General features: G+C 75.8%; 19 protein-coding genes. 8 read left to right on the plus strand and 11 right to left on the minus strand.

All coding sequences use genetic code 11. From position 1 onward, the window contains the following. Positions 1-64: 64 nt before the first annotated feature. From AC3WT4_RS07290 to AC3WT4_RS07300, 3 genes are all read right to left on the minus strand, one after another. Entirely contained in the window at positions 65-1,333 is a 1,269-nt protein-coding gene (locus tag AC3WT4_RS07290) for a heme/hemin ABC transporter substrate-binding protein (RefSeq protein ID WP_492315130.1), read from the minus strand. 273 nt (positions 1,334-1,606) lie between these two features. Then, positions 1,607-2,275, minus strand: a complete 669-nt coding sequence (locus AC3WT4_RS07295; RefSeq protein ID WP_492315131.1) for a biliverdin-producing heme oxygenase — start codon at positions 2,273-2,275, stop codon at positions 1,607-1,609. A 141-nt stretch (positions 2,276-2,416) separates the two neighbouring features. Then, on the minus strand, positions 2,417-3,031 hold the full coding sequence (locus AC3WT4_RS07300; protein ID WP_074805114.1) for a TetR/AcrR family transcriptional regulator: 615 nt from the start codon (positions 3,029-3,031) through the stop codon (positions 2,417-2,419). Positions 3,032-3,121: 90 nt separating this feature from the next. Here AC3WT4_RS07300 and AC3WT4_RS07305 point away from each other — a divergent pair, with 90 nt between their 5' ends. From AC3WT4_RS07305 to AC3WT4_RS07325, 5 genes are all read left to right on the plus strand, one after another. Then, on the plus strand, positions 3,122-3,697 hold the full coding sequence (locus AC3WT4_RS07305; protein ID WP_074805117.1) for a DinB family protein: 576 nt from the start codon (positions 3,122-3,124) through the stop codon (positions 3,695-3,697). Positions 3,698-3,779: 82 nt separating this feature from the next. Continuing rightward, positions 3,780-4,793: a hypothetical protein gene (locus tag AC3WT4_RS07310; protein WP_492315132.1), complete on the plus strand. Its 1,014-nt coding sequence runs from the start codon at positions 3,780-3,782 to the stop codon at positions 4,791-4,793. 646 nt (positions 4,794-5,439) lie between these two features. After that, positions 5,440-6,531 (plus strand): pirin family protein, encoded by a 1,092-nt coding sequence (locus AC3WT4_RS07315; RefSeq protein ID WP_108049166.1) that lies wholly within the window; start codon positions 5,440-5,442, stop codon positions 6,529-6,531. A gap of 23 nt (positions 6,532-6,554) precedes the next feature. Continuing rightward, positions 6,555-7,379, plus strand: a complete 825-nt coding sequence (locus AC3WT4_RS07320) for a DUF5926 family protein (protein WP_209828113.1) — start codon at positions 6,555-6,557, stop codon at positions 7,377-7,379. Between the two features lie 206 nt (positions 7,380-7,585). Continuing rightward, the gene (locus AC3WT4_RS07325; protein WP_082774333.1) at positions 7,586-8,467 is read left to right on the plus strand and encodes a glycosyltransferase family 2 protein; all 882 of its coding nucleotides are present in this window, start codon (positions 7,586-7,588) and stop codon (positions 8,465-8,467) included. A 70-nt stretch (positions 8,468-8,537) separates the two neighbouring features. Here AC3WT4_RS07325 and AC3WT4_RS07330 read toward each other — a convergent pair whose 3' ends face one another. From AC3WT4_RS07330 to AC3WT4_RS07360, 7 genes are read right to left on the minus strand one after another with little or no spacing between them, the layout of a single operon-like run. Continuing rightward, the gene (locus AC3WT4_RS07330; RefSeq protein ID WP_492315133.1) at positions 8,538-9,104 is read right to left on the minus strand and encodes a GNAT family N-acetyltransferase; all 567 of its coding nucleotides are present in this window, start codon (positions 9,102-9,104) and stop codon (positions 8,538-8,540) included. Next, entirely contained in the window at positions 9,101-9,442 is a 342-nt protein-coding gene (locus tag AC3WT4_RS07335) for a transcriptional regulator (RefSeq protein WP_175007452.1), read from the minus strand. Before AC3WT4_RS07335 ends, AC3WT4_RS07330 begins: the two co-directional genes overlap by 4 nt. Further along, complete coding sequence (locus tag AC3WT4_RS07340) at positions 9,439-9,864, minus strand: hypothetical protein (RefSeq protein ID WP_209828117.1); 426 nt, start codon at positions 9,862-9,864, stop codon at positions 9,439-9,441. The genes AC3WT4_RS07335 and AC3WT4_RS07340 overlap by 4 nt, the downstream gene beginning before the upstream one ends. 18 nt (positions 9,865-9,882) lie before the next feature. Continuing rightward, complete coding sequence (locus tag AC3WT4_RS07345) at positions 9,883-11,325, minus strand: sugar porter family MFS transporter (RefSeq protein ID WP_492315134.1); 1,443 nt, start codon at positions 11,323-11,325, stop codon at positions 9,883-9,885. A 40-nt stretch (positions 11,326-11,365) separates the two neighbouring features. Beyond that, positions 11,366-11,788: a sensory rhodopsin transducer gene (locus AC3WT4_RS07350; protein WP_237841443.1), complete on the minus strand. Its 423-nt coding sequence runs from the start codon at positions 11,786-11,788 to the stop codon at positions 11,366-11,368. Beyond that, positions 11,785-12,558, minus strand: coding sequence for an SDR family NAD(P)-dependent oxidoreductase (locus AC3WT4_RS07355; RefSeq protein WP_492315135.1), 774 nt, complete (start codon positions 12,556-12,558; stop codon positions 11,785-11,787). Before AC3WT4_RS07355 ends, AC3WT4_RS07350 begins: the two co-directional genes overlap by 4 nt. Next, positions 12,555-13,697: a mandelate racemase/muconate lactonizing enzyme family protein gene (locus AC3WT4_RS07360; RefSeq protein ID WP_492315136.1), complete on the minus strand. Its 1,143-nt coding sequence runs from the start codon at positions 13,695-13,697 to the stop codon at positions 12,555-12,557. Before AC3WT4_RS07360 ends, AC3WT4_RS07355 begins: the two co-directional genes overlap by 4 nt. Before the next feature lie 114 nt (positions 13,698-13,811). Between AC3WT4_RS07360 and AC3WT4_RS07365 the strand changes: the two genes are divergently transcribed. The 3 genes from AC3WT4_RS07365 (at position 13,812) to AC3WT4_RS07375 (ending at position 16,363) form a co-directional block, all read left to right on the plus strand. After that, positions 13,812-14,453, plus strand: a complete 642-nt coding sequence (locus tag AC3WT4_RS07365) for a GntR family transcriptional regulator (RefSeq protein ID WP_108049183.1) — start codon at positions 13,812-13,814, stop codon at positions 14,451-14,453. A gap of 123 nt (positions 14,454-14,576) precedes the next feature. After that, positions 14,577-15,542: a choloylglycine hydrolase gene (gene bsh / locus AC3WT4_RS07370; protein ID WP_108049185.1), complete on the plus strand. Its 966-nt coding sequence runs from the start codon at positions 14,577-14,579 to the stop codon at positions 15,540-15,542. A 65-nt stretch (positions 15,543-15,607) separates the two neighbouring features. Continuing rightward, entirely contained in the window at positions 15,608-16,363 is a 756-nt protein-coding gene (locus AC3WT4_RS07375) for an SAM-dependent methyltransferase (RefSeq protein ID WP_492315137.1), read from the plus strand. 6 nt (positions 16,364-16,369) lie between these two features. On the opposite strand, the gene AC3WT4_RS07380 is transcribed toward AC3WT4_RS07375, so the two are convergent. Continuing rightward, complete coding sequence (locus tag AC3WT4_RS07380; protein ID WP_492315138.1) at positions 16,370-21,049, minus strand: hypothetical protein; 4,680 nt, start codon at positions 21,047-21,049, stop codon at positions 16,370-16,372. Positions 21,050-21,053: the final 4 nt, after the last annotated feature.

The following is a 21,053-nucleotide window of genomic DNA, read 5'->3' on the forward strand; positions in this document are numbered from 1 at the left end:
ACGGGGGCGCCCTCGGGACCGGGCGCGTCCTCGGGCGTGCCGAGGGGGCGGGTGGCGGGCGCGCTCACGACGCCGGGAGCTCCGGCGCGGGCACCCCGTAGAAGGCCTCGACGAGCGACGCGATCGTGGACCCGGTGCGGGGGCCGAACGTGAGCAGGCGTGAGCCGTCCATGTCGACGACGCGGCGCGCCTCGCCCGCGGGCGTCTGCGCGAGGCCGGGGATCGCCATCATGGCGTCGAGTCCGCCCATCGACTCGAGCCCGTCGGTCATGACGAGGTAGGCGTCGGGCGCGGCGCTGATGATCGCCTCGCTCGTGACCGGCGCGTACTGCTGCGTGAGGCCGATCGCGGTCCCGGCGTCCTCGCCGCCGATCTCGCGGATCAGGTCGTCGGCTCCGGAGCCGGGCCCGAACAGCATCTTGATGTTCGACCCGCGCAGGTAGAGGAACGCGACGCGGGGCGTCCCGGTGTCCTGCGGCACCGCGGCCAGGGCCGCGCAGATCTGCCGGTCCGTGCGCTCGACGAGCACCTCGCCCTGCTCGGGCACGCCGAGCGCGGTCGCGACCGCGCGGATCCGGTCGTCGACGCCGTCGAGCGTGCGGGCCTCGTCGAAGTACACGACGGGGATGCCCGAGCTCTCGAGCTGGCCGCGCACGTCGTCGGTGAGGATCGTCGCGTCGGTGAGGATCACGGACGGGTCGAGCCCGAGGATCGCCTCGACGTCGAGCGCGTGGCCGGCGCCCGTGACGACGGGGACGTCCGCGGCCTCGGGGAAGCCGGTCGGCAGGTCGCGGCCCACGACGTTCGCGCCCAGCCCGAGGCTGTACACGATCTCGCCGAGCGTCCCGTACAGGTCGACGGGGATGATGCGGCTCACGTCGGTGATCTCGACCGGGCGCCCGTCGACCGACTCGACCGTCACCGGGAGCTGCGGGGCGGGCGCCTCGGCGACCGGGTGGATCGCGTCGTCGGTGAACGTCGCGCTCGTGGGACCGGTGGGGAACGACGCGGGGTCGACGTCGGAGCCACCGCCCGCCGCCCGCGACTCCTCGAGCGTCGTGCAGGTGGGCGCGGCGGTGCCCGGGGTCTCGGTCGGGGTCGCCTCGACGGGTGCGGCGTCCTGGCTCGCCTCGGCCGACGGCGTCGCGGGCGGCTCGTAGGGGAGCGGCGAGCACGCGGCGACCAGGCCCAGCAGGACGACGGCGCCCGCCCCGGCCAGCGCGGTCACGGTCCGGCGTGCGCGGCGGGGCGCGGCACCCGCCGCACCCGTGGGCGACGTCGGGCGGCTCGACGACGAGCCGGGGTGCGGCGCAGGGCGGGCAGCGTGAGGCATGGGGAGTTCTCCAGGGAGCGGTCCGCGGGAGGCGCGACCGGCCACGGCCGTCACCTCACCAGGTAAGACGAGCCTAACCTGACCAGCTGACGATTCTCGACCGCCGACGAGGTAACACGCCTCACGCCGCGCGCGGCCGCCCGCTCCCCGCCCGCCGCCCGGAGCCTGCCCGCCCGCCGCCCCGCGAGCATGGGGTTCTGGCCCGTCAGCCGGGTCAGACGAGCCGCAACCTCATGGTCGACGGAGCCGGGACGGTGCGCGGCCGATCCAGGGTTATGGGTGGGCGGTGCCGAGGTCCGCGAAGAGGTCGCTGTTGAGGCGGAAGGCGTGCTTGGCCTCGGCGACGGTCTCGTCGAGCTGCTCGGGCGTGAGGACCAGGGCGTCGAGGCGCTCGCGGTAGACGTCCTTGAACGGCTTGGACTTGGGGATCTCGACGAACGTGTAGAAGGCGAGGCCGTCGCCCGACAGCCCGTAGTGGCGCTCCAGCATGCGCTTGATGATCTGCCCGCCCGAGAGGTCGCCGAGGTAGCGCGTGTAGGCGTGCGCGGCGTACGCCGGCAGCGACCCGCCGACCGTGCGCAGGCGGGCGACGTAGCGCTCGGTCGCGGGGTGGATCGTCACGCGCTCGGCCCAGTCGGCGCCCACGAGGAACGTGAGGTCCTTCTCGATCTCGGGGGTGCGCGTGAGCTCGTCGAACACGAGGCTCGCGCCCTGGGCGTCGGCGCGCATCGCGGCGCTCGCGTCCTCGAGCGCGCCGTAGATGGCCCACTGCTGGGCGGCGAGGTCGGCGTACGCGGCGACGTCGAGGCGGCCCGACATGAGCCGCTCGACGAACCCGGAGCCCTCGGCCTGCTCGTGCTCGGGGCGCGTGCCCTCGCGCAGCCGCTGCGACAGCGGGACGGACTCGTCGGCGCGGTGGAGGTCGTGGGTGAGGGCAGTCACGGGATGGCTCCTGCGGGTGCGTCGGGGCGGGACAGCACGTCCTGACGCCGTGTCATGACGATGCGTCAGGAACTGTAACCCACGGAGGTGAGGCTTGCCTATCCTCTGTCCGTCATCCGGCCCGCGAGACGCGGCGGAGCGTCAGCCCGCGAGCGCGGGCGACGTCGCGTCGGCTCCGACGGCGCGCAGCACGAACGCCTCGGTCGCCTCGATCGCCTGCTCGCGCGCGACCGGGTCGTCGGGCACGAGCCGCCCGGACAGGCACGCGTTGACGAGCTGGACGGTCGTGTCGATGTCCTGCGCGGGGAACTCGCCCGCCTCGATCCCCGACCGGACGATGCGGCGCAGGATCGCCTCGACGAGCTCGGCGTGCTCGCGCAGCCGCTGCCGCGTGGTCCGCGAGAGCACGGTGCGCAGGTCCGGCCCCGGGGCGAGGTGGAAGATGCGCTTGAGCTGCGCCTGCTGGCGGATGTAGGTGCGCAGCTGCTCGACCGGGTCGGCCACGTGCTCCAGCGCGCGCTCGAGCGTCCCGACGTACTGCTCCGTCTCGTGGGTGATGAACCCGAGGAGCAGAGCCTCCTTGTCGGGGAAGTGGTTGTACACCGCCGTGCGGCCGACCCCTGCCGCGCCGGCGATGTCGGCGAGCGAGATGGCGTCGAAGCCGCGGTCCATCATGAGGGTCGAGAGCGCCGCGAAGAGCTTCTGCCGGGTCTGGGCGCGGTGCTCGTGGAGGGACCCTCCGATGATCTTGGGCATGCTGACATCATAGGCAGGTCGTGTCAGAACGCTAATCCCCGACGATCCGGGCCCCGGGGAGGGCGCTGCGCCGTCTGGCACACTGCCGCCATGGACACGACCGCGTCGCCCGAGGGCGTCCCCGCCGCCGCCCCGGACCCGGAGTTCCCGCCCGTCCCCGCGGACACCAAGGACTGGACGTGGGTCATGGAGCGGCCGTGCCCCGAGTGCGGGTTCGTCGCCGCCGAGGTCACGCCCGACCGCGTGGGCGCCGCGGTCCGCGACGCCGTCCCGCGCTACGTCGCGGCCCTGGCCCGCGCGGACGCGCGGACCCGCCCCGACCCGACGACCTGGTCCGTGCTCGAGTACGCCGCGCACGTCCGCGACGTCTTCTCCGTGTTCGACGTGCGCGTGCAGTCCATGGTCGAGGGGGACGACCCGCGGTTCGCCAACTGGGACCAGGACGCGACGGCGGTCGCGGAGGACTACGCGCACCAGGACCCGGCCGTCGTCGCGCGCGAGCTCCGGATCGCGGGCGAGCGCGTCGCGGGCCGCTTCGACGCGCTCGTCCCCGACCAGTGGGAGCGCCCCGGGCGGCGCTCGAACGGGTCGGTCTTCACGGTCCGGACGCTCGGGCAGTACTTCGTGCACGACGTCGTCCACCACCTCCACGACGTCGGCGCCTGACGCGCGCGGGTCCCGGCGAACGGACCCACGCTCGTGACACCGCCGTAACACCGCCGCCTCCCGGGGGCTCTACGTTCCGGTCATGGACGCCCCCGTCGCCGGCCTGGTGCCGGACGCGCACGCCGGTGCGCACCTGCTCGCGACGCCTCGCTCGCGCGGCGCGGCCCGCACGCCCGTGGACGCGCTCGCGCGCGCCTGGTTCGTCGGCGCCGCCTGGGCGCCCCCGCCGGGCGGCGGGGGCGCGGCGCGGCCCATGGCCGGCGCGCGGTTCCGGGGCGTCGTGCCCGACGGCGTCGTCGCACCGGGCGAGCTGCGCCTCGCCGAGGGCGCGCGCGTCGTCGGGCCCTTCGCGCTCACCCCGCCGCAGACGCACGCGCTCGGCCTCGCGGGCGGGAGCGCCGAGGCGTACGCGCTGCACGTCGACCACCCCGACGCGCGGCTCGCGCCCGCGGCGGTCGCCGCGACCGACGACCGCGACGGCCTGGTGCGCGCGTTCCCGGCAGGGCTGCCGCAGGGGCTCGAGCTCCGCGTGCTGGGCTGGGCCGTCGCCGCGGCCCGGCGCGTCGGCGGCGCGGTCGTCGCGGACGGCCGGGCCGTGCTCACGCCCGACCCGGCGTCGGGCGTCGACCTCACGCTCTACAGCGCCCACGTGCTCGGGCCGGACGACGCGCTCGGCGTCCTGCGCACGACGGTCCCCGGCGCGAGGGTCGTCGCCGTGCGGGCGGGCGCGGACGGCCTCGCGGAGTACGTGCTGTCGGGGGAGACCCCCTACGACGGCGCGGTGCGGCTCGAGGCCCGACGCGTCGCGCAGGTCCCGCTCGCCCTCGACGGGCTCGACTGGCGCGAGCACGGGCCGCACGCCTACCGCCTCACGTGGGTGCCGACCGAGCCGGACGAGCTCGCGGTCGAGCGGCCCTCGGGGCTGCACGTCCTCGCGCGCTCGCGCGCCCGCGTGCTGCTCGCCCGGCTCGCGGCGATGCTCCAGGGCCGCCTCGCGGGGACGCTCGTCGACGACGGCGGGTTCGTCGTGCGCGACCTCGACCTCGACGAGCGGCTCTCCCCGGCGGCAGCACCCACGGCGCGGTTCTGGGTCTGAGCGCGTGCGCACGGGCCGCGCCGAGGGGCCGGAGGGGCCGGGCTCGCGCCGAAATCTGTCCACAGAATTCATCCACAGGCCTGTGGGCGGCGTGGGAACGGCGCGGGGCGTCCTGTGGACGAACCTGTGGTCATCCGGGCGGCCCAAATGACAACGGTGGGAACTCTTGCAGACCCTCGGGCCGAGGACTACAAACGTCCGTAACGGCCCGGACGGGCGCACACGGACGACGGGGTTCCGGCACGCATCACGCAGGGGTCTGACGGCCCCGCCAGGACCGCACGACGTCCCGCCGCGCACGCGAGGGCACGGCCGACCGGAGAACGGTGGACGACCCGCCACCCCCTGCTGCGGGGCTGCGCGCGACGGCGCAGGTTCCTACCGGACCCGGAAGGCCGACCGCGATCGGCGTCACCGCACCTGCCCGGGCACCCGGGCCGGACGCGAGGGCGCCGGGCCGCCACGTCGCGAGCGGCGCCCCGACGGGCCACCCGGCCCGACTGCCCCGGGGTCGCGCGGACACGGCGAGGCCCCTCGGAATCCTGCTCCGAGGGGCCTCGTCCCCATTCTCCCGCGGGCGCGGCCCGACGCGAAGACCGTCCACAGGCGCAGGACGGCTCCGCCCCGCACGCCTACGCTCGTGCCCATGAGCAACCTCGAGACCCGGCCCGAGGAGCGCGTCTGCTCGGCCGGCGCGCCCCACGACGACGGCGCACGCGCCGCGGTCGAGATCCTCGAGCACCGGGACGTCCCGCTCGGGGGCACCCGGGCGATGCGGGTGCGGCGCACCATCCCGCAGCGCGCCCGGTCGCTCGTGGGCGCGTGGTGCTTCCTCGACCACTACGGCCCCGACCCGCTGCCCGCCATCGGCGACGGCACCGACGGCATGCAGGTGCCGCCGCACCCCCACACCGGGCTCCAGACCGTCACCTGGCTGTTCGCCGGCGAGATCCTGCACCGCGACGCCGTCGGGTCGCTCCAGACGGTGCGGCCCGGCGAGCTCAACCTCATGACCGCGGGCCGCGGCATCTCCCACTCGGAGGAGTCGCCGCGCGGCGAGCGGCCCCCGGTCCTGCACGGCGTCCAGCTGTGGGTCGCGCTCCCGGGCGACCGCCTCGCGGACCCGCCCGCGTTCGAGCACCACGCCGACCTCCCCGTCGCCACGGTCGACGGCGCGCGGGTGCAGGTCTTCCTCGGCGCGCTCCGCGTGGGCGGCGCCGCGCTGCGCTCGCCCGCCACGACGTACACGCCGATCGTCGGGGCGCAGCTCGACCTCGCGCCGGGCGCGCGCGTCACGCTCGACGTGGACCCGGCGTTCGAGCACGGCCTCCTCGTCGACGACGGCGTGGTGCGGCTCGAGGGCTCGCCCGTCCCGCCGTCGTCGCTCGGGTACGTCGAGCCGGGCCGCACGACGCTCGTCGTCGAGGCGGGACCGGACGCCCCCGCCCGTGCGGTGCTCGTGGGGGGCGAGCCGTTCGGCGAGGACATCGTCATGTGGTGGAACTTCGTGGGCCGCTCGCACGACGACGTCGCGCGCGCCCGCGCGGACTGGCAGGCCCAGCTCGTCGTCACGGGGGACCAGGGCCCGAACCGCGGCGGCACCCGGTACGCGGACGGCGCGCGCGACCGCCGCTACGGCGAGGTCGTCGGGTACGACGGCGGCCCCCTGCCCGCGCCCGCGCTGCCCGACGTCCGCCTGCGTCCGCGCACCCGGCCCGCCGCTCCGCCACGCCGGTAGGCCGCGCCAGTAGACTGCCGCGCATGGCCAAGAACACCACGCCCGACTTCGTGCTGCGCCCGTTCGAGGGGCTCCCCGGCGAGACCGACTGGGTCGCGATGCGCGAGGTCGTCCCCTCGGCCACCGCGACCGCGCGCACGACCGCCGAGCACGGGGCGCGCGACGTCCTCGTCGTGACGGTCCTGCCCGCCGGCTGGGCCGCGCTGCACCGCCAGGACGGGACGATCCTCCTCGCCGTCCAGACCCTCGCCGGCTCGGGCGACACGAGCCGCGACCTCGCCGCCGCGCTCCTGGAGGCGATCGACGCCGAGCCCGGCACGTCCATCGAGATGAGCGCCCTGCCCGACGCCGGCCCGCGCCTCCAGGACGTGCTCGACCTCTCCGTCCCGTTCGACGTCACCGTGCACGAGGACTTCGCCTTCTGGCTGGACCCGTCGGCGGAGATCACGCCCGACCTGCGCGCCTCGCTCGACCAGGCGGCCGAGTCGATGGTGCCCACCGTCAAGCTCGACGCCGTCGAGTCCGCGTACTGGTGCCGCATGTCGCGCGAGTTCCTGCGCTGGGCCCGCCCCGAGCCGGAGGACGCCCTCATCGACGCGATCTCGCGCCTGCACGCGAAGCGCGAGTCCGGCCTCGCGGGCGGCAAGTTCGTCGGCGCGTTCCGGTCGAGCGGCCTGCTCGTCCCCGTGTGGGAGCTGCCGCGCGGCACGGAGGCGGACGAGCTCGAGGGCCCGGTCGCGGAGCTCGACGCCCGCCTCACCGAGGCGCTCGCGGTCACGGAGCCGCTCGACGCGAACGAGCGCCGTGCGCGCGCGGGCATCGTGTCCCGGCAGGTCACGCTCCGCTGACCCGGAGCACCCCGCGCGAGCGCACGACGCGGGAGCGCGACCACCCCGAGAGCCCGCCGACGCCCCTGTCGGCGGGCTCTCGCGTCGAGTAGGATCCGGGAGACCTGGGAACGCAGCCCGGTCGTCCTGCGGAGATCCCGAGCGGATCCGCTGGTGGAACGACGACACATCTGCGGCCAACTCTTTGCACTACTAGGCTGGACGGCGTGAACGCGGACCATCGGTCGACCGATACGGGGAAGAACACGGGGAGTGCCCCCACGAGCACGGCGAGCACGCCGCCGACGTACCTGTCGGCGTCCGGCACACGGGCGCGCACGCCGCGCCCCGTGGCCGGCGACGGGCGCACGGGCCGCGCCGTCCGCCAGCGCGTCGCGGTGATCATCCCCGCGAAGGACGAGTCCCGCCGCATCGCCGCCACCGTGCGCGCCGCGAAGGCCATCCCGCACGTCGACCTCGTGCTCGTCGTCGACGACGGCAGCGAGGACGACACCCAGCACGTCGCGCGCGAGGCGGGGGCCGTCGTCGTGCGGCACTCCCACAACCGCGGGAAGGCCGCGGCCATGGAGACGGGCGCCGCCGTGGTCGCGATGCGCGACGCGGCCGACCGCCCGCCGCGTCTCCTGCTCTTCATCGACGGCGACCTCGGCGAGACCGCGGTGAACACCGCGCCGCTCGTCGCGCCCGTGCTCGACGGGTACGCCGACGTCGCGATCGCGCTGCTCCCGCCCCAGCCGGGCGCGGGCGGCCGGGGGATCGTCGTGGGCGCCGCGCGCCGCGCGATCCAGTCCCTCACGGGGTGGACCCCGACCCAGCCGCTCTCCGGGATGCGGTGCCTCACGCGCGAGGCGTTCGAGGCCGCGACCCCGCTCGCGCGCGGCTGGGGCGTGGAGACGGGCATGACGATCGACCTGCTCCGCAAGGGGTACGTGGCGGTCGAGGTGCCGTGCGACCTGCGCCACCGCGCGTCGTCGAACGACCTCAAGGGCCAGCTCCACCGCGCGGCCCAGTACCGCGACGTGCTGCTCGCGGTGAACGCGCGCAAGATGCGCTCCGCCGTCGACCGGGTGCGCGCGGGCGACCACTAGCCACGCGCGGCCGCCGCACCGGGCGACCCGGCGCGGCAGGTCGCCCGGCGCGGCGGCTCGGCGTCGGGGCTCAGGGCCTCGGCGTGCGGACCATGCCGTGCACGACGGGGCCGTCGTGCACCTGCGTGGTCGCGGTGCGCACGAAGCCCAGCCGCTCGTAGAAGGTGACGTTGCGCGCGTCGGAGGTCTCGAGCGCGACGGGCGCGTCCCCGAGTGCGGGGTCGCGCAGCGCCGCCCGGCACACCGCGGTGCCGAGCCCGGTGCCCTGGAGCGACGGCAGGACCCCTACGGTCGCGAGCACCCAGGCGTCCGGGCGGGGCGGCGGGAGCTCCGCGGCGGCCACGACCTCCAGGCGCGGGCCGTGCAGCGCGGCGACCCGTTCCTGGACGTCCTCGGGGGGAGCGGGGGCGTCGGGCGGCATGAGCGCGACGACGGCGTCCACCGGCTCGTGGACGACGACGGTCCCGTGCGCGAGCGCGTGCCCGAGGTAGATCTCCTGGAGCGCGGCGAGGCGCTCCGGGTAGCCGTCCTCCGGGACGGCCCAGCGGGTCCAGGGGTAGTCGTGGAACGCGGCGGCGAGGGTGCGGGCCGCGGCGGGGACGTCGGCGGCGGTGGCTCGACGGAACGTGGGCGTCATGGTGCGGTGCCTCTCGGGGTCGGGTCGGGCCGCGGCTCGATCGCGCCGGTGCGGGCGATCTGCTCGAGGGTGCGCACGTGCTGCCGGAACGCGTCGAGCCCGCGGTCGCTGATGCGGACCCACGTGCGCGTCCGGCGCCCGGCGGCCTCCTTGCGGATCTCCACCAGGCCCGCGTCGGAGAGGGCGGTGAGGGTCTGGGAGAGGGACGAGTCGCTCAGCTCGACCAGGTCGGCCAGGAAGCGGAAGTCCGCGCTCTCGACGTTCGCCAGGGCAGCGAGGATCGAGAAGCGCACGGGCGAGTGGATGAGCGCGTCCAGGCCCTTGCGCGGGTGGCTCACCGGCGTGCGCTCGCGAACGCGCACGCCGCGAACGGGGAGGCGGCGACGACGCCGGCGAGGACCCACCAGGCCGGCGACGCCGCGCCGACGAGCTGGAGCGCCGGGTCGAGCATCGCGAAGTACAGCACCGCCCAGGTGATCAGGGCGATGCCCATGTCGCGCACCCAGTGCCGCGGCGCCGTCCGGTGGTGCCGCGCGACGGCGGACCACAGCAGGGCGAGGACGACCACGAGCACCGTGGTGGCGGGCCACCACGGTGCGTCGAGGACGTCGATCGCGATCGTGTACGCGAGGGCGGCGACGGCGTGCCCGACGCTGAGCCAGGGGTACCAGCGGGTCGCGCGGTGGGCCTGGGCGGCGACCTCCTCCGCCTGGCCGAGCTGCCGACGGGCCTGCTCCGGGGTGATGGAGTTCTGGATCATGCAATCACTTTAACACTCCTAAAGTGATCGATGTCCACCCGACGCCGTCTCCTCCCGCATCTCCTCGAGCGGGCGGTTCGCCGTCTCGGGGAGCGCGCGGAGCACGAGCACGAACGACGCGGCCGCGAACACCGCGTAGAGGGCGTAGCTGCCGGGGAGCGACAGGTCCCGGAGCGAGGGGAACGTGAGGTTGACGGCGATGCCCGCCGCCCAGTTCGCGGCGGCGGCGAGCGAGGCGGCGCGGGCGCGCATCAGGTTGGGGAACATCTCCCCGACGAGGATCCACACCACCGGACCCCACGAGACGGCGAAGGCGACGACGAAGACGTTCGCCGCGACCAGGGTCACGACGCCCCACGCGTCGACGAACACGACGCCGTCCGCGGTCTGCCGCGCCTGGGCGAACCCGGTCGCCATGACGGCCAGGGCGACCGTCATGCCCACCGACCCCACGAGCAGCAGGCGACGCCGCCCCACGCGGTCGACGAGGAAGATCGCGACGACGGTCGCCGCGACGTTGACGAGCGACGTGAGGGCCGAGAGCCAGAAGGCCTGCTGCTCGCCGAAGCCCACCTGCGCCCAGAGCGACGTCGAGTAGTAGAAGATGACGTCGATCCCCACGAGCGCCTGGAGCGCGGCGAGCGCGATCCCCAGCCAGACGATGGGCTTGAGGCTGCCCGGGCCGGCGAACAGGTGGGACCACGCCGGCCGCGCCTCGTGGAGCGTCCCCTCGATGGTCGCGACGGCCAGGAGCGCGTCGCCCTCCGGGACGCGGTGGAGGCGCCGCAGCGTGCGGGCGGCGCCGTCGCGGTCGCCGCGCATCACGAGGTACCGCGGCGACTCGGGCAGCAGGACCGCCGCGACCACGTACGCCACCGACGGCACGACCGCGACGAGGAACATCCACCGCCAGGCGGGCAGGCCGAGGGCCAGCTCCGCGTCGGCCCCGCCTGCGGCGCGGACGAGGAACGCGTTCGAGACGAGCGCGGCGAAGATGCCCAGGACGATCGACATCTGCTGCGCCGTCGCGAGCCGCCCGCGCAGCCGGGCGGGCGCGATCTCGGCGATGTAGAGCGGTGCGACGACGGACGCCATGCCCACCCCGACGCCCCCCAGGAAGCGCCACAGCGCGAGGGTCGGGCCGTCGTGCGCGACGGCGCACAGCACCGACGTGGTGACGAACAGGGTCCCGGCGACCATCATGAGGCGCCGTCGTCCGAAGCGGTCCGCGATCGTGCCCGCGGAGAAGGCGCCCACCGCCGCGCCGAGGAGCGCGCTCGCGACGATCACGCCCACGAGCGCGCTCCCGACGCCGAGCTCGGCCTTGAGGGCGTCGACGGCGCCGTTGACCACGGCCGTGTCGAAGCCGAACATGAACCCGCCCAGCGCCGCCCCGACGGTCGACGCGACGACGAGCGGGGTGAGGGCGCCGTGGCCGAGGCGGCCCGTCGCGGCGTTCACGGCGTGCCCCGGCGGAAGGTCGTCGGGGTGGAGGTCTGCGTCATCGGAGGTCCTCTCGGAAGGTGTCGACGGGATGGGCGATCGTGCTGAACAGGGCGTTGGCGGCCTGCCGCGAGTCGAGCCGCGTGTGCTGGACGACGACGGGCGCCGACGCGACGACGACGGCCGAGTAGTCGGTGCCGCGGGGCACGGGCTCGGGGTCGTCGAGGTCGTTGAGCGTCACGTGGCGCACCCGCTCGGCGGGCACCACCACGACGTAGGGCCCGGCCGGCGGGCGGTCGGCGAAGTAGAGCCGGATCTCGACGCGCGCGTCGTCGGGACCGGCGTTGAGCAGGCACAGGCTCTCGTGGCTCGCGAGGGTCGGGTCCTCGCCCGTGCCGTACGGCGGGATCCAGCCGTCGCCGATCGCCCAGCACGTCGCCCCGACCCGGGGGCGACGTGCCGGGGCGTCCGGCGCGCTCATACGCTGATCGACGACTTGGCGAGGACGCCGCCGTCGCACCCGACGAGCGACCCGGTCGTGTACGACGAGCGGTCCGACAGCAGCCAGAGCACGGGCTCGGCGATCTCCTCGGGCCGCGCGAGCCGGCCCAGCGGGACCTCGCGCTCGATCTGCGCGCGCGTGGCGGCGACCTCGTCGGCGGGCACGTTGGCCCACATGAGGGGGGTCTCCGTCGGGCCGGGCACGATCGCGTTCACCCGGACCCCGTGACGCGCGTAGTCGACCGCGAGGGTGCGGACCATGGACGAGATCGCGCCCTTCGAGGCGCCGTACGCCGTCGCGCCCCCGGCCGCGAAGCCGACCGTCGCGGCGGGCGAGCCGCACAGCACGACGCTCCCGCCGTCGCCCGCGACCATCGTGCGCAGCACCTCGCGCACGACGAGGAACGTGCCCGTCACGTTGACGTCGAGCACGCGGCGCCACGTGGCCGGGTCGAGCTCGTGCGCCGCCCCGCCCACGTCGATCCCGGCGCCCGTGAAGAGCCCGCGCAGCGGCCGCCCGGCGTCCGCGACCGCCCCGACCGCCGCCGCGACGGCGGCAGCGTCGGTCACGTCGAGCACGTGCGCACGACCGTCCCCGCCCGCCTCCCGGGCGAGGTCCACGGTGCCCGCGGCGCCGTCGGGGTCGAGGTCGAGCACGTGCACGAACCAGCCGTCCCGGGCGGCGCCCACGGCGACCGCGCGGCCGATCCCCGACGCCGCGCCCGTCACGACGAGCGACCGGGGGCTCACGCCGCGCTCCCGAGCAGCGCGTCGACGTCGCAGTAGCGCGCGAGGCGCTCGCGGTCGAGCGTGACGCCGAGGCCGGGGCCGTCCGGGATCGGGAGCATCCCGTCCGCGTCGAGCGTCCAGCGGTCGGTCGTCAGGTCGTCGATGTAGGGCGAGCCGGTGACGTACTCGACGAGGTCCGTGTCCGGCAGGGCGGAGGCGAGCTGGAGGTCGGTGGCGAGCCCGACGGCGGTGTTCCACCCGTGCGGCACGAGCTTGACGCCGTGGTCGTGCGCGGACCACGCGATGCGCCGCAGCTCGCTCGTCCCGCCGACCTTCGTGACGTCGGGCTGCACGATGTCGAGCGCGCCGCCCTCGATCCACGGCTGGAACGCCTGCCGGCGCGTGAGCACCTCGCCGCCCGAGATCGGCACGGGCGAGCGCCGGCGCAGGTGGGTGTAGTCCTCGATCGCGTCCGGCGGCAGCGGCTCCTCGAACCACGCGACGCCGTACGCGTCGAGCATGCGCGCGGTGCGCAGGGCCCACTTGTAGCCCTGGCTCCACGCGCTGTCGCTGCCGCCGGCGTCGACCATGAGCTTCGCGTCGGGGCCCACGGCGTCGCGCGCCGCGGCGACGATGCGCTCGTCGAGCCGCTCGTCGACCCGGCCGAAGGGGCCCCAGCCGATCTTGAACGCGGTCCATCCCTCGGTACGCAGCGCGGTGAGGTGCTCGCGCAGCGCGTCGGGCTGGTCCATGAGCAGCGAGGCGTACGGGCGCACCCGGTCGCGGTACCGCCCGCCGAGGAGGCGCCCGACGGGCTGTCCCGTCGCCTGGCCGAGGAGGTCCCACAGGGCGGTGTCGACGCCGCTGATCGCGTGCGTGATCGACCCGCCGCGCCCCATCCAGAACGTCGTGCGGTGCAGCCGTTCGCTCGTGCGCTCCGGCTCCAGCGCGTTGGCGCCCAGGAGCAGGGGCCGCAGGACGTCGAGCGCGCCGCGCACGAGGTCCTCGGTCGTGAACACGCTGCCGACGCCGACGAGCCCCTCGTCGGTGTGGACGGCGACGAGGGTGTGCACGACGTCGTCCTGGCGCAGCTCCTCCTGCCAGCCGCCCTCGGGGGTGGCGCCGCGCAGGCCGGCGGCGGTGATGGCGGTGATCCTCATGGGTGTCCTCTCGTCGGGCTGTCGTGGTCCGCGACTCTAGGGCGCATGATGGTAGATGGTCAACCATCGGCCATCCACTAGGGTGGAGCCCTCCCGAGTGAGAGGGTCTCCGTCGTGCCCGTCCTGCCCGCATCGCCGCCCGAGTCCCGGCGCGACTGGGTCCTGCGCCACCTGCGCGAACGCATCGCCTCCGGCGACCTCGCCGCCGGGGACCGCCTCGTCGAGCGTGACCTCTCCGCCTCCTACGGCATCAGCCGCGGCCCGGTGCGCGAGGCGATCATGGTGCTCGAGCAGGAAGGGCTCGTCGTCTCCCACCCGTACCGCGGCGCCGTCGTGGTGGACGTCTCCCAGGAGGAGATCGCCGAGATCCTCGTCCCGGTGCGGACCGTCATCGAGAAGGTCGCGTTCCGCGCGGCGGCGCGCGCGCAGGACCCCGCGCTCCTCGACGCGCTGGACCGCACGGTGACGGCGATGGAGCGCGCGGCGGACCCGCTCGACGCCCGGCGGCTCGCCGACCTCGACCTCGAGTTCCACGAGGCGGTGATCGCCGCCGCGAGCCACACGCAGTCGCTGCAGATCTGGCGGCTCATCCAGCCGCGCGTCCGGGCGTACTTCGTCCGGGACGCGCCGCACCACGAGGACGCGCACGCCGTCGTCGAGCAGCACCGTGAGCTGCTCGCCGCGCTCCGCTCGGGCGACCCCGGCCGTGCGGAGCGCGCGATCGAGGCCCACGTCTCGGTGTATCTCCAGCCCTGACCGGCCGGCCCCGGCAGTGGCCCCGGAGCCCGCACGGACGCACCATGGGAGGACGGGGCACGACGTCGTGTCCCGGCGGCGCGCGGTCCCGCGTGCCGTGCCGACGACGACGGGGGCAGCGCCATGTGCACAGGGATCAGGTTCACGGACGACGACGGCAACCTCTACCTCGCCCGCAACCTCGACTGGACGACGGGCTACGGGCAGCAGGTGCTGCTGACCCCGACGGGCTACACGCCCCGGTCGCCGTTCGGCGCGGTGCGCGGGATCGAGCACGCGGTCCTCGGCATGGGGATCGTCGAGGAGGACACGCCGCTGTACTTCGACTGCGGCAACGACGCGGGGCTCGCCGTCGCGGGCCTCAACTTCCCCGGGTACGCGGACTACGCGTCCGGCCCGGTCGACGGCGCGGTCAACGTGGCCGCGTTCGAGTTCCCGCTGTGGGTGTGCGCGCAGTTCGCGACGGTCGACGAGGTCGAGGCCGCGCTGCGCGACGTCGCGATCGTGGACCGTCCGATCAACGACAGGTACCCGAGCTCGCTGCTCCACTGGTTCATCGGCGACGCGCGCCGCGCGATCGTGGTCGAGTACACCAGCGCGGGCATGCAGGTGTTCGACGACGACGTCGACGTCCTCACGAACCAGCCCGGGTTCACCTGGCACCACGAGAACCTGCGCAACTACCTCAACGTCTCGCCGGACTTCCCCGAGGACACCGTCGTGGGCCGGGCCCACCTCGCCCCGTTCGGCTCGGGCTCGCACATGCGCGGGGTCCCCGGCGACTACTACTCGCCGTCCCGCTTCGTCCGCGCGGCCTACGTGAACTCCCACTACCCGACCAAGGGCACCGAGGAGGAGAACGTGAGCCGCGCCTTCCACACGCTGCAGCAGGTCGCGATGGTCGACGGCTGCGCGGCGATGGGGTCCGGCGAGTTCGAGAAGACCGTCTACACGGGCCTGTTCTCCGCGCGCACGCAGACCTACTACTGGAACACGTACGAGGACCCCGCGGTCCGGAGCGTCGCGATGGCCGACCTCGCGGCGAGCGGCAGCGGGCTCGTGCTCACCGAGGGCGCGCTCCACGCGTGAGCCACCCGGTGGTGCGGCCCGGAGGGCGGCACCGCGCGGCGCGGTGCGGCCTGTAGCGTCGCGGGATGGAACGGTCCGAGATCTTCGACATCGCCCACCTGCGCCATCCGATCGGGGCGCCCGTGGCGCCCGAGCGGCTGCGGGAGCTGGTCGGCTGGCTGAGCCCGGCCGACGGCGCCCGCGCCGTCGACCTCGGGTGCGGCGAGGGCGAGTGGCTGCAGAAGCTGCTGCTCGCCCACCCCGGGACCACCGGCGTCGGGATCGACCACATGCTCCCGGCCTCGGCGGCACGGCGTGCCGACGAGCGAGGGCTGGGCGATCGGGTGCGGTGGATCGAGACGGACGCCGCCACCTGGGACGACGGGGCGTTCGACGTCGTGCTGTGCGTCGGCGCGAGCCACGCCTTCGGGGGGCTGGACGCCACGCTGGGCGCCGTCCGGCAGCGCCTGCGCCCCGGCGGCCAGGCGCTGGTCGGTGACAGCATCTGGGAGGGCACCCCGTCGGCCGCGGCGCTCGCGGCGCTCGACGTCCCCGCCGACGCCTATCCCGATCTCGCCGGCTTCGTGCGGGCCGTCCGTGCGCACGGGTTCGAGCCGTCGTTCGGGCACGTCAGCACCCTGGCCGAGTGGGACGACTACCAGCTCAGCTGGACGGGCTCGCTCGTCGACTGGGCCGTCCGGGAGGCCCCGACGGCCGAGGACCGTGCCCAGGCGCTCGCCGCCGCACGGGAGAATCGTGACGCCTGGCTGGACGGTGCCCGACGCGAGCTGGGGTTCGCGACCTTCGTCCTGCACGACGTCGCGGCCGACGTGCGGGACTGACCTGCGTCAGGACGCGGTGCTCCCGACCCGCGCCGCGGGGCCCTCCGCACCGGAGCGGTCGTCCGGGTCGTCGTCTGAGCTCTCGTCCGTGCCGTCGCCGTCGTCCGCCGCGTGGAGCGCGGCGACGGTGAGCAGCGGGACGGCCGGGATGAGCGCGATGAGCGCGATCCGCACGCCGAAGTCGTTGACGAGCGAGCCTGCGACGGCCACGATCCACAGCGCCAGCAGGGTCGGGCGCACGAGCGGCCACGCGGCCTCCGTGCGCGCGAACCACCGCGGCGTGAAGCGCCGCGGCCAGAAGAGCAGCAGCGCGGCCGCGACGAGCACGGCGATCGTCAGCCACACGGGCACCCCGCCCAGCACGGACCGCGCCGCGTAGCCCGCCTTGCGGAGCAGCGTCTCCCACGCCGACCCGTCGACGACCTGCCCGACGAACCGGCCCAGGTGCGAGCGCTCGTCGGCCGGGCGCAGCCAGTCGAGCACGCCGACGGCGGCGACGAGCGCGACGCCCGCCGCGGCGACGAGCAGGAAGCGCCGCCACGTGACGCGCGCGCCCGAGGCGGCGAGGCCCAGCACGGCGAACGCCGGCACGACGACGAGACCGCCGCCGAGGTCGGCGCCGAGCGTCGGCCACACGTCCACGACCATCGTCACGAGACCGATGACGCCCACCGTCGCGGCGGCGGCGTACCGGTGGCCGCGCGCGACGAGCCACTGCGCGAGCGCCGCGGCGACGACGAGCGCCGCGACCGCGTACACGGAGAACGTCGGGTTCCCGAACCCGTAGAACCGGGCGCCGAACGTGGGCGCCGAGCCGAGCGGGCTCGCCCGGTTGAGCGGGGTCCCGACGAGCGCGTCGAGCGTGAGCACGGCGAACGTGAGCCCCGCGACGATGCCGGGGCCGAGCCAGACCGGCCGGCGTGGGGCGAGGGCGCCCAGGCCGGCGACGGCTGCCGTCGCGAGGACCGTGGACACGACGATCGCGAGGGTCTGGTTCCCGAACCGCCACCAGCCCGTGAGCGACACGAGGAAGGCGGCGGTGGGCACCGCGGCGACGACGAGCGCGGACCCGCGGGCCCAGTGCGCCGCCCGGGCCCACCGGGCGCGCGCGCGGTCGCCCGTCGCGCGCGCGGCACGTGGCGCGAGCAGGAGGCACAGCCCGGCGATCACGAGCCCCGCGTAGAGCGGCACGTCGACGAACGCGGTGTAGACGGCGCGGCGCACGTGGTCGCGCGTCGTGAGGTCGGCGAGGGCGTCGGCGGTCGTCGTCGCGTCGGCCGGGCGCGGCGACCCCCAGGCCAGGGGGGTGTCCTGGATCCGTGCCGGGGTGGCGGCGCCCGCGGCGTCGAGCACCGTGGCGGGGACGTCGAGCACGCGCGCGACGCCGTCGGTCCGCGTGGCGGCGCTCGTCAGGTAGCGGGACTGGTCGGGGCCGTCGGACGACGGGCGCACGAGCGTCGTGCCGAGCGCGGGACGGGTGCCGGGCGCGCCGGCGACGTCCACGACGAGCACGGTCGTGCCGCTCGGGGCCGCGTCGAGCACGGCGCCGACGGTCGCGTCGACCGCGGTGAGGCGGTCGGCGCGCAGGGTGCTGCGCAGCGTCGCGCGCTCGTCCGCCGGGAGGTCGGGGTCGACGACCGGCGGGGTCGCGTCGCCCGCGTCGACGACGGTCACGGGGCACGCGAACGCGTCGGAGCCGGGTGCCGTCGCGTCCGCGAGGTCGCGGTAGCGCGCGACCTGGCCCGCGGAGTCCGCGAGGGCGACCGCAGCGCCCGGGCCCACCGCCGTCGCGCACACCGCGCCGTCGGAGCCGGCCGCGGCGAGCGCGTCGCCGAGGACGCCGAGGCGCGCCTGGTAGCCCGAGCCCCGCTGGAGGGCGACCAGGTCGTCCCAGCCCTCGACCTGCGCCCCGTCCGCCCCGTCGGGGGCGGGCTGCGGCGTCGGGCACGCCCACGCGCCGTCGGGAGCGCGCTCCGTCGCGACCTCGGCGAGCTGCCCGGCGGAGAGCGCGAGCCAGCCGCCGACGGTGCAGCGGCTCGCCGCCCCCGTGGGCTGGGAGACGCCGCCGGCGCCCGCGCCGTCGGTGAGCAGGGCGTGGAGGGTGGGGGTGGCCGACGACGTGACGTCGGCCCACGTGACGCCTGTGGTGCCGACGACGACGACCGGCCGGTCCGTCGCGATCGCGTCGGTCCGGGTCACCGAGGCCTCGCCGCCCGCCGGGGCGGCGCTGGCCGCCGGCCGGAGCCCCGACGAGGCGAGCACCGTCGAGGCGAGCAGGAGGACGAGCAGGAGCCCGCCCCCCACGGTCGCGAGCATGGTCGGCATGCGTCGGATCCCCGGCTCGGGCACGGCCCGCGCGGTCTGCGGGGGCGCGGGGCGGGCGAGGAACCCCGGGACGATCATCGCGGTCGCGACGACGACGACCATGACCGCGATGATGACGCCCGAGTCGTTGAGGACGGAGCCGACGCCCGCGACGACGACGATCGCCACGACCAGCGGGCGCAGCATCGGCCAGGTCTCGTAGGCCCGCGCGACCTCCGGCAGGCGGAACCGCTCGGGGCGCAGCACGGCGACGGCGAGGAGCACCACGAGGACCGCCGCGACCGCGCCCAGGGGGTTCGCGAGGGTGGCCCACGCGCCGAGCGCCTTGCGGCCGATCACGTCGAGCGCGGCCCCGTCCACGACGGTCTGGACGAACCCGCCGAGGTGGGACCTCCCGCCCGGCAGCAGCCAGTCCACGACCGCGACGACCACGACCACGAGCACCGTCGCGAGCGCGACGACGAGCGCGCGCAGCCACGTGATGCGCACCCGGCCCACGAGCAGCGCGAGGACGGCGAACGCGGGGACGAGCGCGAGGATGCCGCCGAAGTCGGCGCCGAACGCGGGCCAGCCGTCGATGACGACCGTCAGCGCCCCGACGGCGACGACGGTCCAGGCCGCGAGGCGGCGTCGTCCGCGGGCGGTCGCGGCCGACGCGAGGCCGCCCGCGAGGACGAGGCCCGCGACGGCATACACGGCGAAGGTGACGTTGTTGAAGCCGTAGAAGCGCGTGAAGCCCACGACGGCCGACGTCCCGAGCAGGGACGCCTGCTGGAGCGTCGTGCCGGTCGCGCCGTCGACGGTGAGCACGAGCCACGTGACCCCGGCGAGAGCAGACGGCAGCGCCCACGGGCGTCGCGGCAGGAGGCGCGAGACGACCCACGCGACGAGGGCGACGACGACCGCGCTCACCGCGAGCGCGAGCGTGAGCGCCGGGGCGGGGGCGCTCCACACCCACCAGCGCGACAGGCTCGCGAGCGACGCCGCGACCGGGGCCGCCGCGACCACCATGAGCACGGCCGAGAGCACGCGCAGGCCGCGGGGCCCCGGACCGGGCTCGCGCCCGTGGCGGACGGCGGCACGGCGTGCCCACAGGACGCCCCCGAGCGCGAGGACCAGGGTGCCCACGAGGAGCCCGACGAGCACGGGGTAGAGGGTGGGGATGGTGCTGGTGAGGACGTTGAGGTACTGCCGGTTCTCGACGGTCCGGGCGACGTCCATGCGCCGCACCTCGCCCTGCTCCAGGGCGGCGCCCTCGAGCCCTTCCGTGCTGCCGCCCGCCGACTCCACGACGGTCGCCGTCAGGTCGGTGAGCTGGACGATGCCGTCCTTCTGCGTGCTCGGCGAGTGGAGCCAGCGGCTCGTCGGCTGCCCCTTGCGCCAGTCGACGACGACCTGGAGCCCCGTCTCGCCGACCGGTCCCGCCGACACGCCGGCCACCAGGACGCGCGTGCCCCGGTCGACCTCGTCCATGACCCGGGCGAGCGCCTCTTCGAGCTCGTCGAGGCTCTCGCCTCGGCCGGTGGCCGAGTCGACGATCTCGCCCTGGTCGACGACCGTCACGTCGCACGCGTCGAGGCCGTCGTCGGGGAGCGCGGCGAGCGAGGGCGAGTACCGCTCGACGTGACCGACGGCGTCCGCGAGCATCACGGCGGCACCCGGCCCGACGGCGGTCGTGCAGACGCCCGTCTCGGCGAGCCGGGCCGCGGCCGTCCCGGGGTCGTGCCGCGCCGCCTGCGCGGGCGTCTCCTCCGTGGTCGGCGCCGTGAGCACGGCCCAGCCGGGGACGTCGGCGGGGCGCGCGTCGGGCGTGGTCGCCCCCGTCGGCGTGACGTCGGGCACGGGCAGGGGGAGGCAGCCGCTCGCAGGCTCCTCGGCGTCGGCCGGGAACGGCTCCGCGGGCTGCTCCTCCGCCTGGGCCGAGACCATGCGCCCCGCCGAGAGCGTGAGCCACGCGTCGGTCGTGCACGCCGTGCGCCCGAGGTTGAGCGACGCGACGGACCCCGTGCGGATCATCGACCACAGCGTGGGCGTCGCGGTGGGGGAGACGTCGCTCCAGTACAGGCCGGCCACCGCGACCAGCACGACGGGGCGCGGGTCGTGCGCGGGCGCGGTGGCGAGCGGGCCGGCCGCGACGGTGGCCTCGCTGCTCGCCGAGCCGCCCGACGCGACCGCCGGAGCACCTGCGGTGGTCGCCGCCGATCCGGCCGCGGTGGTCGCCGCCGCCGGGCCGGCCGTGGCGAGGAGCGTCAGCAGCAGGGCGACGGCCGTGGCGAGCGCTGCCGTCCGCGGCCCGAGGCCCCGGTCCCGGCGGGCGGGCTGGGTGCGGGCAGGGGGGAGCGCGGCGGCCGGGAACGTCACCGGA

The organism is Cellulosimicrobium sp. EB106-03-01-XG111 (assembly GCF_058792115.1).

Coding starts and splice junctions, on each gene's coding strand:
- AC3WT4_RS07290 (WP_492315130.1), bottom strand. CDS start 1,333: ATGCCTCACGCTGCCCGCCCTGCGCCGCACCCCGGCTCGTCGTCGAGC.
- AC3WT4_RS07300 (WP_074805114.1), bottom strand. CDS start 3,031: ATGCCCAAGATCATCGGAGGGTCCCTCCACGAGCACCGCGCCCAGACC.
- AC3WT4_RS07305 (WP_074805117.1), top strand. CDS start 3,122: ATGGACACGACCGCGTCGCCCGAGGGCGTCCCCGCCGCCGCCCCGGAC.
- AC3WT4_RS07310 (WP_492315132.1), top strand. CDS start 3,780: ATGGACGCCCCCGTCGCCGGCCTGGTGCCGGACGCGCACGCCGGTGCG.
- AC3WT4_RS07315 (WP_108049166.1), top strand. CDS start 5,440: ATGAGCAACCTCGAGACCCGGCCCGAGGAGCGCGTCTGCTCGGCCGGC.
- AC3WT4_RS07320 (WP_209828113.1), top strand. CDS start 6,555: ATGGCCAAGAACACCACGCCCGACTTCGTGCTGCGCCCGTTCGAGGGG.
- AC3WT4_RS07330 (WP_492315133.1), bottom strand. CDS start 9,104: ATGACGCCCACGTTCCGTCGAGCCACCGCCGCCGACGTCCCCGCCGCG.
- AC3WT4_RS07340 (WP_209828117.1), bottom strand. CDS start 9,864: ATGATCCAGAACTCCATCACCCCGGAGCAGGCCCGTCGGCAGCTCGGC.
- AC3WT4_RS07350 (WP_237841443.1), bottom strand. CDS start 11,788: ATGAGCGCGCCGGACGCCCCGGCACGTCGCCCCCGGGTCGGGGCGACG.
- AC3WT4_RS07360 (WP_492315136.1), bottom strand. CDS start 13,697: ATGAGGATCACCGCCATCACCGCCGCCGGCCTGCGCGGCGCCACCCCC.
- bsh (WP_108049185.1), top strand. CDS start 14,577: ATGTGCACAGGGATCAGGTTCACGGACGACGACGGCAACCTCTACCTC.
- AC3WT4_RS07375 (WP_492315137.1), top strand. CDS start 15,608: ATGGAACGGTCCGAGATCTTCGACATCGCCCACCTGCGCCATCCGATC.